The organism is Streptomyces sennicomposti (assembly GCF_019890635.1).
Taxonomy (GTDB): Bacteria; Actinomycetota; Actinomycetes; order Streptomycetales; family Streptomycetaceae; genus Streptomyces; species Streptomyces sennicomposti.
Window position 1 is genome coordinate 68,108 of the sequence record NZ_JAIOAB010000034.1, and the last position, 11,139, is coordinate 79,246.

Annotated in this window: 2 protein-coding genes; both read left to right on the forward strand. The window is 76.7% G+C overall.

What is annotated here, in order from left to right:
* Window positions 1-10,935, forward strand: a complete 10,935-nt coding sequence (locus K7787_RS19660; protein WP_443742884.1) for an SDR family NAD(P)-dependent oxidoreductase — start codon at window positions 1-3, stop codon at window positions 10,933-10,935.
* A gap of 25 nt (window positions 10,936-10,960) precedes the next feature.
* The gene (locus K7787_RS19665; RefSeq protein WP_223002381.1) at window positions 10,961-11,098 is read left to right on the forward strand and encodes a polyketide synthase docking domain-containing protein; all 138 of its coding nucleotides are present in this window, start codon (window positions 10,961-10,963) and stop codon (window positions 11,096-11,098) included.
* Window positions 11,099-11,139: the final 41 nt, after the last annotated feature.

The following is an 11,139-nucleotide window of genomic DNA, read 5'->3' on the forward strand; positions in this document are numbered from 1 at the left end:
CTGACCGACCGAGCATCGGAGAGCGGTTCCTCGATGGCGAACGAAGACAAGCTCCGCGACTACCTCAGGCGGACCACCGCCGACCTGCTGCGCACCCGCGCGCGGCTCGAAGAGGTCGAGCAGGCCGCCGCCGAACCCCTGGCGATCGTCGGCATGGCCTGCCGGTACCCCGGAGGCGTCCGCTCGCCCGAGGACCTGTGGCGGCTGGTCGAGTCACGGACCGACGCGATCGGACCGTTCCCGCGCGACCGCGGCTGGCCCCTCGACCGGCTCGTGGACCCCGACCCGGCCAAGGAGGGCACCACCTACGCCGACCAGGGCGGTTTCCTCCACGACGCCGCCGACTTCGACGCCGAACTGTTCGGCATCAGCCCCCGCGAGGCCCTCACCATCGACCCGCAGCAGCGGCTGCTGCTCCAGACCGCCTGGGAGGCGTTCGAACGCGCGGGCCTCGACCCGCGCTCGCTGTCCGGCCGGTCCGTCGGCGTCTTCGCCGGGGTCATGTACGGCGACTACGCCTCCCGCCACACCCGCGCACCCGAGGGCTTCGAAGGGTTCATCGGCACCGGCAGCGCCGGCAGCATCGCCTCCGGCCGCATCGCGTACACCTTCGGCCTCGAAGGGCCCGCCGTCACCGTCGACACCGCCTGCTCGTCCTCCCTGGTCGCGCTCCACTACGCCGCCCAGGCGGTCCGGCGCGGCGACTGCCGGATGGCGCTGGCCGGCGGCGCGACGGTCATGGCGACCCCGGCCACCTTCATCGAGTTCAGCCGGCAGCGCGGGCTCTCCCCGGACGGCCGCTGCAAGGCGTACGCCGCCGGGGCCGACGGCACCGGATGGGCCGAGGGCGCCGGGCTCGTCCTGATCGAACGGCTCTCCGACGCGCTCGCCGCCGGGCACCCCGTCGTCGCCGTGCTGCGCGGCAGCGCCGTCAACTCCGACGGCGCCAGCACCCAGTTGTCCGCGCCCAACGGCTCCGCCCAGCAGCGGGTGGTCCGGGCCGCCCTGGAGGACGCCGGTCTCGGCCCGGCCGACGTGGACGCCGTCGAGGGGCACGGCACCGGAACCGGCCTCGGCGACCCCATCGAGGCCGCCGCGCTGATCGCCGCGTACGGCGGCGAACGCCCGGCCGGCGACCCGCTGTGGCTCGGCTCCCTGAAGTCCAACATCGGGCACACCCAGGCGGCCGCCGGCGTCGGCGGCGTCATCAAGATGGCCGAGGCGATACGGCACGGTGTACTGCCCGCCAGCCTCCACATCGACGCACCGTCCCCGCACGTCGCCTGGGAGGACAGCGGCGTCGCCCTGCTCGACCGGGAACGCCCCTGGCCCGACCGGGACCGGCCCCGCCGGGCCGCCGTCTCCTCCTTCGGGATCAGCGGCACCAACGCACACGTGGTCATCGAGGCACCACCGGAGCCCGCCCCCGCGCCCACGCCCGCCGGAGCGCCTACGGTCACCGCGTCTACGGCCACCGCCCCTGCGGCCACCGCGACATCCGCCTCCCCGGAAACCGCCACGCCGGAGACGGCCACCGCGGAGACGGCCGCGGCCACGGTGGAGCCGGCCACCCGGGAGACGGCCACGGAGGAGGCACCCGTTGACGGGACGGCGCCCGCCGACGGAACGACGCCCCCGCCCCCCGTCACCCCCGTCGTCTGGGAACTGTCCGGCCACACCGAACAGGCCCTGGACGGCCAGATCGCCCGCCTGCGCGACCACCTCACCAGCCACCCCGCCCTCGCCCCGGCCGACGTGGCGCACACCCTGCGCACCGGCCGGGCCCGCCTGCCGTACCGCGCGGTCGCCGTGGGCGGCACCCCGGAGGACTTCGCCCGTGAACTGGCGGCGCTCGCCGAGGGCGTGCCCTCGCGGCGCACCGTACGCGGCGCGGCGGGCGGCGGCGCGCGAGCGGTGTTCGTGTTCCCCGGCCAGGGCTCCCAGTGGGCCGGCATGGCCCGCGAACTCCTCGCCGCCAGCGAGCCGTTCCGCGCCGAGCTGACCCGCTGCGCCGAGGCCCTGGCCCCGCACACCGACTGGGACCTGCTCGACGTGGTGTCCCGGGAGGACGCCCCCGAGCTGGGCCGCGTCGACGTCGTCCAGCCCGCCCTGTTCGCGGTGATGGTGTCGCTCGCGGCCGCCTGGCGCTCCCTCGGCGTGGAACCGGCGGCCGTGGTCGGTCACTCGCAGGGCGAGATCGCCGCCGCGTACGTCGCGGGCGCGCTCGGCCTGGACGAGGCCGCCGCGCTGGTGGCCCGGCGCAGCAAGGCGTTGCTGGCGCTGGCGGGCACCGGGGCGATGGCCTCGCTAGAGCTGTCGGCGGACGCGGTCCGCGAACGGATCGGCGACCGTGCAGACCTGGGGGTGGCCGCCGTCAACGGCCCGCGCTCCACGGTCGTTTCGGGCGCGGCCGACGCCGTGGCCCGGTTCGTCGCGGACGCCCAGGCCGACGGCCTCAGGGCGCGGCTGATCCCCGTCGACTACGCCTCCCACTCGGTCTCGGTCGAAACCCTGCGCGAGGCGCTGCTGGACGAGTTCTCCGACCTGCGCCCGCGCGCCGCCGCCGTGCCGTTCCACTCCACGGTGACCGCCGCGGCCACGGAGACCGACACCACGCTCCTGGACGCCGCCTACTGGTACCGGAACCTGCGCGAGCCGGTCCTGCTCGCCGACACCGTGCGGACGCTCCTGGACGCCGGCCACCGCCACTTCCTGGAGGTGAGCGCGCATCCCGTCCTCGTCGCCGCGCTGAAGGACACCGCCGAGGACGCGCTGCCGGACGAGGACGACACCGCCCACGCCTCCGGAACACTCCGCCGGGACCACGGAGGACTCGACCAACTCTTGCACGCGGCGGGAGAGTTGTACGTCACCGGAGTCGATGTCCGGTGGCCGGAGGCCGACGGGGCGCGGACGGTGGCGCTGCCCACGTACGCCTTCCAGGAGCGCCGGTACTGGCTCGACACCCGCACCACCGACGACGGCCCCGCGACGGGACCGGCCGATCCCGGCGGCCACCCGCTGCTCGGGGCGGCGGTCGAACGCGCCGACGGGCAAGGCGTGTTGTTCACCGGCGCCGTCCCCGCCGGGAGCGCGGAGAGCTGGACGCGCGGCCACCGGCTCGGCGACCGGACCGTACTGGTCTCCAGCGCGCTCGCCGAACTGGCCCTCGCGGCGGGACGGCGCGTCGGCCTGCCCCGCGTACGCGAGCTGACCCTGCTCGCCCCCCTCGACGTGCCCGGGGACACACCCGTACGGCTGCAGGTGGCGGTGCAGGCGCAGGACGACGGGGACGCGAGCGTCACCGTGCACTCCCGGCGGGGCGACGCGGACCCGGACGCCCCCTGGCTGCTGCACGCCACCGGCCTGCTGACCGAGGACGACCCGGCCGAACCGGAGCACCGCCCCGGCATACCCGAGGACGGCGAAACCCTCGACCCGGCCGCCGCCTACACCGCGCTCGCCGCCCTCGGCGTCCACTACGAGCCCGCCCTGCGCACCGTCCGCACGGCCTACGCGGCCGGCGCCACGGTCGTCGCGGACCTGGTCCCCGACGACTCCGGCACACCCGAGCCACTGGACGCCTCCGCCGCCGGCTACACCGTGCACCCCGCCCGCCTCGACGCCGCGCTCCAGGCCGCCTTCCTGACCGTCCCCGCCGCCGACGACGACGAACACCCCGCCCTCACGGTCCCGTTCGCCTGGACGGACCTGCGCCTGCACGCCCAGGCCGGGACGGTGGCCCGCGTCGCCGTCACCCGGCGCGACCCGCAGACGCTGTCGATCACGGGCGTCGACGCCGACGGCCGCCCCGTCCTCACCGTCGGCGCGGTACGACTGCGCACCCTGGACGGTCCCGTACCCGAGGCCGCACCCGCGCCCACCGCACCGGTCCACCGCCCGCCCGCCGCACCGGCCCGCCGCCTGGGCGTGCTCACCCCCGCCCGGTCCGCCCCCGCGCGAACCGCCCTGACCCAGACGGACCTGCTCGCCGCCGTCGCCAAGGCGGTCGCCGGCATCCTCGGCTACGACTCGCCCCGCGACGTACGCCCCGACCGGCCCTTCAAGGACCTGGGCCTGGACTCGATGACGGCCGTGCGGCTGCGGGACCACCTCGGCCGGGTCGTCGGGCGACGGCTGCCCGCCACCCTCGTGTTCGACCACCCCACACCCCGGGCCGTCGCCGCCTACCTCGCCGCCGGAACCGCGCCCGGCACACCTGCCGACCCCGGACGGAAACCCGTCGCCGCGGCGGTCGAGGACGACCCGGTCGTCATCGTCTCCATGAGCTGCCGCTACCCCGGCGGGGTCAGCACACCCGAGCAACTGTGGGAGCTGCTGGAGAACGGCCAGGACGCCATCGGCGACTTCCCCGCGGACCGAGGCTGGGACCTCGGCGCGCTCTTCCACGACGACCCCGACCACCCCGGCACCTCCTACGCCCGGCGCGGCGGATTCCTGTACGACGCCGCCGAGTTCGACGCCGACTTCTTCGAGATGAGTCCCCGCGAGGCCCGGGCCGCCGACCCGCAGCAGCGGCTGCTCCTGGAAACCTCGTGGGAGGCGTTCCAGCGGGCCGGCCTCGACCCGGCCGACCTGCGCGGCTCACGCACCGGGGTCTACGTGGGCCTCATCTACACCGAGTACGGCGGCCGGGCGCAGGCCGACCCGCGCGAGCACGGCGGCTATCTCGGCACCGGCAGCGCGGGCAGCGTCGCCTCCGGCCGCATCTCCTACACCTACGGCCTGGAGGGCCCGGCCGTCACCGTCGACACCGCCTGCTCCTCGTCCCTGGTCGCCCTGCACCTGGCCGCGCAGGCGCTGCGCTCGGGGGAGTGCGACCTCGCGCTGGTCGGCGGCGCCACGCTGATGGCGACCCCGGCCACGTTCGTCGAGTTCAGCAGGCAGCGCGGGCTCTCCCCGGACGGCCGCTGCCGCGCCTTCGCGGACGCGGCCGACGGCACCGGCTTCAGCGAGGGCGTCGGGCTGCTGCTCGTGGAACGCCTCTCCGACGCCCGCCGCAAGGGGCATCCCGTCCTCGCGGTCCTCAAGGGCTCCGCCACCAACCAGGACGGCGCGAGCAACGGCCTCACCGCCCCCAACGGCCCCTCCCAGCAACGGGTCATCGAGGAAGCGCTGCGCAACGCCGGGCTCACCCCCGCGGACGTGGACGCCGTCGAGGCCCACGGCACCGGGACCACCCTCGGCGACCCCGTCGAGGCGCAGGCGCTGCTGGACGCCTACGGCGCACACCGGTCCGGGCGGCCCCCGCTGCGGCTCGGCTCCCTGAAATCCAACATCGGGCACACCCAGGCCGCGGCGGGCGTCGGCGGCATCATCAAGATGGTGCAGGCGCTGGAGCACCGCACCCTGCCGCGCACCCTGCACATCGACGCGCCCACCCGGCACGTGGACTGGGAGCGCGGCGGCCTGGCCCTGCTCACCGAGAACACCCCCTGGCCCGAGGGCGAGCGCCCGCGCCGCTTCGGCGTCTCGGCGTTCGGGATGAGCGGCACCAACGCACACGTCATCCTCGAAGAACCCCCGGCCGAGGACCGGGCGCCGGCGCGCCGGCCCGAGCGACCCGCCCCCGCGCCGGCACCCGCAGCCGTGGACGACACAGCGACGGGCGGACCGTACGTCCTGGTCCTGTCCGCCAAGTCTCCAGCCGCCCTGCGGGGCGAGGCCCGCCGCCTGCGCGACCATCTGACGGCGGCCCGCCCCGAGGCCGAGCTGCGTGCCGTCACCGCCGAACTCGCCCGTACCCGGGCCGGTTTCGCGTACCGCGCCGTCGTCGTCGCCGAGGACCGCGCCCAGGCCGTCGCCGGGCTCACCGCCGTGGCCGAGGACACCCCGTCCCCGTACGTCGTGACCGGTCACGCGCCCGCCACCCGGGCCCCGGTGTTCCTCTACCCCGGGCAGGGCGCCCAGTGGCCGGGCATGGCCCGCGAACTCCTCGACGCCTCACCGGCGTTCGCCGCCCGCATCGGCGAGGCCGCCGCCGTCCTCGACCCGCTGACCGGCTGGTCGCTGCTGGACGCGCTGCGCGGCGACGCCGACCTCACCCGGGTGGACGTCGTCCAGCCGGTGCTGTGGGCGGTGATGACCGGACTCACCGCCGTGTGGGAGTCGTTCGGCGTGCGCCCCGCCGCCGTCATAGGGCACTCGCAGGGCGAGATCGCGGCCGCGCTCGCCGCCGGCGCGCTGACCGCCGCCGACTCCGCCGCCGTCGCCGCCCTGCGCAGCCGCGCCCTGCGCGCCCTCGCGGGCACCGGCGCGATGCTGTCGGTCGCCGCCGACGAACGGGCGGTGCGGGAGGTCCTGGAGGCGACCGGCGGGGGCGGGACCACCGATGCGTCCGGCGGCGGGACCGTCGCGGTCGCCGCGGTCAACGGCCCCCGCTCCACCGTCGTCGCGGGCGACCCGGCCGCCGTCGAACGGGTCCGGCAGGCCTTCGACGACCAGGGCGTACGCGTCCGGCTCATCGACGTGGACTACGCCTCGCACTCCGCCCAGGTCGAGTCCCTGGAGGCCGAACTCCTCGCGGTGCTCCCGCGTCCCGAACCGCGCGAGGCGTTCACGGCGGAGGTGTACTCGACCGTCACGGGCACTCAAGTGACGCCCGGCGGAGTGGAGTTCGGCACCCCCGCGTACTGGTACCGGAACCTGCGCGAGACCGTGCGGCTGCGCACCGCCGTGGAGGCCGCCCTCGACGTGGGCCACGAGGTGTTCGTGGAGATCAGCCCGCACCCCGTCCTCGGCACCGGCGTCCAGGACGTCCTCGACGCGGCGCCCGGAGGCGGCGCCGCGGCCGTGCTCGGCACCCTGCGCCGCGACGAGGGCGGCCTCGCCCGCGTCCTGCGTTCGGTCGCCGAGGCCTGGGTGCACGGCGTGCCGGTCGACTGGACCGCGCACACCGGGCCCCGCGTCCCGGGCCTGCCGCCCCTGCCCACCTACGCCTTCGACCGGCAGCGGTACTGGCTCGACCCGGCCGCCCCCGCACCCACCGCCGCCGCGCGCGCCGGCCTCGGCGCCCGCCCGGCCGGGCACCCGCTGCTGACCGGCGCCGTGCGCACCGCGGACGCCGACGGGCTGCTGCTCCTGGGCCGCCTCTCGACCCGCGAACAGCCGTGGCTCGCCGACCACGCGGTGGACGGCACGGTCCTCGTGCCCGGCGCCCTCTTCGCCGAACTCGCCCTGCACGCCGGGGAGCTGGCGGGCACCGGCCGCCTGGAGGAACTGATCCTCCAGCAGCCGCTGGTGCTCACACCGGACGAGCCGGACGGACCGGAGGGGTCTGCCTCAGGGGGGACCGGCGACGGCGGTGCGGTCGAGGTCCAGGTCGCGGTCGGCCCGCCCGAGCAGGACGGCACCCGCAGCGTGAGCGTCCACGCCCGCCCGGCCGCCGTCGAAGGGGACGACGACCCGCTCGGCGCCCCGTGGACCGCCCACGCCACCGGAACCCTCGCCCCCGCCGGCGGACGGCCGCCCGTACGGCCCGCCGCCTGGCCGCCGGCCGACGCCGAACCCGTCGACGTCGAGCAGCTGTACGACGACCTGGCCCTCAAGGGCTACCAGTACGGACCCGCGTTCCGCGCCGTGCGCGCCGCCTGGCGGACCGGCGACGAGGTGCACGCCGAACTCGCCCTGCCCGCCCCCGGCCCCGCCGGGTTCCGGATCGCGCCTACGCTGCTCGACGCCGCCCTCCACGCGACCGGGGCCGCCGGGCTCTTCCCCGACGACGGCGCGGTGCGGCTGCCGTTCACCTGGCGGGGCCTGCGACGCCACGCCGACGCGCCCGACACCGTACGCGTCCTGCTGCGGCGCGGCGACGGGGACAGCGTCACGGTCCGGCTCACGGCCGAGGACGGCAGTCCCGTGGCGGACCTGGACGCCGTGACGTTCCGTATCGCCGAACCCGTCGCCGCGGACCCGCTGTACGCGCTGGGCTGGGAGACGCCCGCCGGGCGGAGCGACGGCCCCGGGGCGGGCGACGTCACGGTGTGGGAGCTGGGCTCGGCGGCCCACCCGGACCTGGACGCGGTACGCGCGGCCCTCGACGCGGGCACGGCGCCGCCCACGGCACTCGTCCTGCCCGTCCCGGCCCCCGAAGAGACACACCCCGCACCCACACCCGCCCTCACCGCACCCGCACCCGTCCCCACCGATGCCGCACCCGACACCACCCCGGACCCCCTCCGCACCACCCTGGACACCGTCGTCCGCCTCCTCCGCACCGCCCTGACCGAACCCCGCCTGGAATCCACCCGGTTGGTCGTCCGGACCCGGCGGGCCGTCGAGGCGGTGCCCGGCGAGGGGATCGCCGGGGCGATCGGCGGCGCGGTGTGGGGCCTGGTCCGCAGCGTCCAGTCGGAGGAGCCCGGCCGGATCATCCTCCTCGACACCGACACCGGCACCGAAGGCGGCACCGATACCGACCCCGAAAGCGACACCAGCACCAACGCCGACACCGGCACCAGCCCCGAAACCGCCCCGCACGACAGCACCCTCGCCCGTGCCCTCGCCCACGCTCTGGCGACCGGCGACAGCCAACTCGCCCTGCGCGGAGCCGACCTCCTCGTACCCCGGCTGCGTCCGCACCGCCCCGCGCTCGCCCCGGCCGCCGGCCCCGCCGCCGACTGGCGGCTGGCGACCGGCGGCAGCGGCGTCGTGGACGACCTCGTCCGCCGCCCCCTGCCCGAGGCGCCCCTCGGTCACACCGAGGTGCGGATCGCCGTGCGGGCCGCAGGGCTGAACTTCCGCGACGCCATGCTGGCGCTCGGCATGTACCCGGGCGAGGCCGAACTCGGCACCGAGGCCGCCGGGGTGGTCCTCGCCACCGGCGACGGGGTCGGCGGACTCGCCCCCGGCGACCGGGTGATGGGCCTGGTGTCCGGCGGCATCGGACCGGTCGCGGTCACCGACCACCGCCTCCTCGCGCCGATCCCCGAAGGGCTCGGCTTCGCGCAGGCCGCCACCGTCCCCGCTGTCTTCCTCACCGCCTACTACGCGCTCAGCGACCTCGCCGACGCCCGGCCGGGCCAGTGGCTGCTGGTGCACTCCGCGGCCGGCGGCGTCGGCGGCGCGGCGATCCAGCTCGCCCGCCACCTCGGCCTGCACGTCTTCGGCACCGCGAGCCCCGGCAAGCACCGGACCGTCGAGGCGGCCGGCGTGCCCGCCGACCGGATCGGGAACTCCCGCGACCTGTCCTTCGCCCCCGCGGTACGCGCCGCCACCGGCGGCCGCGGCGTCGACATCGTCCTGAACTCCCTGGCCGGTCCTTTCATCGACACCTCGCTCGAACTGCTCGTCCCCGGCGGCCGGTTCGTCGAGATGGGCAAGACCGACCTGCGCAACGCCTTCCGCGTCCGCGCCGAACACGGCGTCCACTACCGGTCGTTCGACCTCATGGAAGCCGGACCCGACCGCATCCAGGAGATGCTCGCCGACCTCGTCGCACTCTTCCGCACCGGCGTTCTCACCCCGCTGCCCGTGACCGCCTGGCCCGTGACCCAGGCCCCGCAGGCGCTGCGCCACCTCAGCCTGGCCCGGCACACCGGCAAGGTGGCGCTGACCGTCCCCAGGCCGCTCGACCCGGCCGGCACGACCCTGATCACCGGGGCCTACGGCGGCGTGGGCCGGATCGTCGCCCGGCATCTCGCCGCCCGGCACGGCGCGCGGCACCTGCTGCTCGTCGGCCGGCGGGGCGCGCACACGGCCGACGACCTGCGCCTGCACGACGAACTCGCCGCGCTCGGCGCGGAGGTGACCTCCGTCGCCGCCGACGTATCCGACGCCGAGGCGGTGGCCCGGCTGCTGGCGGACATCCCGGCCGAGCACCCGCTGACCGCGGTCGTGCACGCCGCCGGCGTCCTGGACGACGCGACGCTGCGCAACCTGGACGCGGAGCGGCTGGACGCCGTACTGCGGCCCAAGGCCGACGGCGCCCGCCACCTCGACCGGCTCACCCGCGACGCCGACCTCGCCGCGTTCGTGCTGTTCTCCTCCGCGGCCGGACTCGTCGGCAGCGCCGGGCAGGGCGCCTACGCCGCCGCCAACGTCCACCTGGACAGCCTCGCCACGGCGCGCGCCCGGGCCGGCCTGCCGGCCACCTCCGTGGCCTGGGGCCTGTGGCAGTCGGACAGCGCCATGACCGGCGACCTGTCCGCCACCGACCGGGCCAGGATGACCCGCGGCGGCCTGCTGCCGCTGACCGCGGCCCGCGGCCTGGCCCTGCTGGACGCGGCCCTGGCCACGGGCGAGCCCGCGCTCGCTGCCGTACGCCTCGACACCGGCCGGCTCGCCGGGACCGCCGACCTCGCCCCGCCGCTGCGCGCCCTGGTACGGCAGCGGGCGGCGAGCGCGCCAGGCACCGCCCCGGCGGCGGAGGACGGGCTGGCGCGGCGGCTGATCGCGGCGGAGCCGGAGCGGCGGCGGGAGCTGGTGGCCGACACCGTCTTCCAGTACATCGCCACCGTGCTGGGCCGGACGCCGGGCGCGGACGGGGCCGAGGGCGGGGCGGACGGCCGCAGCTTCAAGGAGCTGGGTTTCGACTCGCTCACCGCCGTGGAGCTGCGCAACCGGCTCGGCCGGGCCACGGGGCTGCGGCTGCCCGCCACCCTCGTCTTCGACCATCCGACACCGGCCGCGCTCGCCGACCACCTCCTCGACCGCCTCGTCCCCGCACCCGAACCCGCCGCCACCGCGGCCGGTCCCTCCGCGCCACCGGAGTCCGGTCCGGGCACCGCCCCGTCCGCCCGGCCGGAAGCCGCCGCACACCCCGGGCACCCCGCACACCCCGGGCACCCCGCACACCCCGGGCACGACGGCGATGCCTCCGCGCCCACCGACTCCCCAGACGTCCCCGCGGCACCCGAAGCCCCGGCGACCGCCGAGGAGCTGTTCCGCTTCATCGACTCCGAGTTCCGGTCCTGACCGAGCCAGGAAGGAGGCCGCAGCCATGGCCGACGAGAAGAAGCTGGTCGAGTACCTCCAGTGGACGACGAACGAACTCGCGCGGCTCAAGAAGGAGTTGGCGCAGCGGGACGCGCGACTCGCCGCGCTGCGCGAGCCGGTGGCCGTGATCTCCATGGCCTGAGGTCCTGGCCGGCCGCCAGCTGGTGCAGCCGGACGCGCTCG

Excerpts from the sequence above, each read along its gene's own strand:
- K7787_RS19665 (WP_223002381.1), top strand. The coding sequence starts at position 10,961 with ATGGCCGACGAGAAGAAGCTGGTCGAGTACCTCCAGTGGACGACGAAC.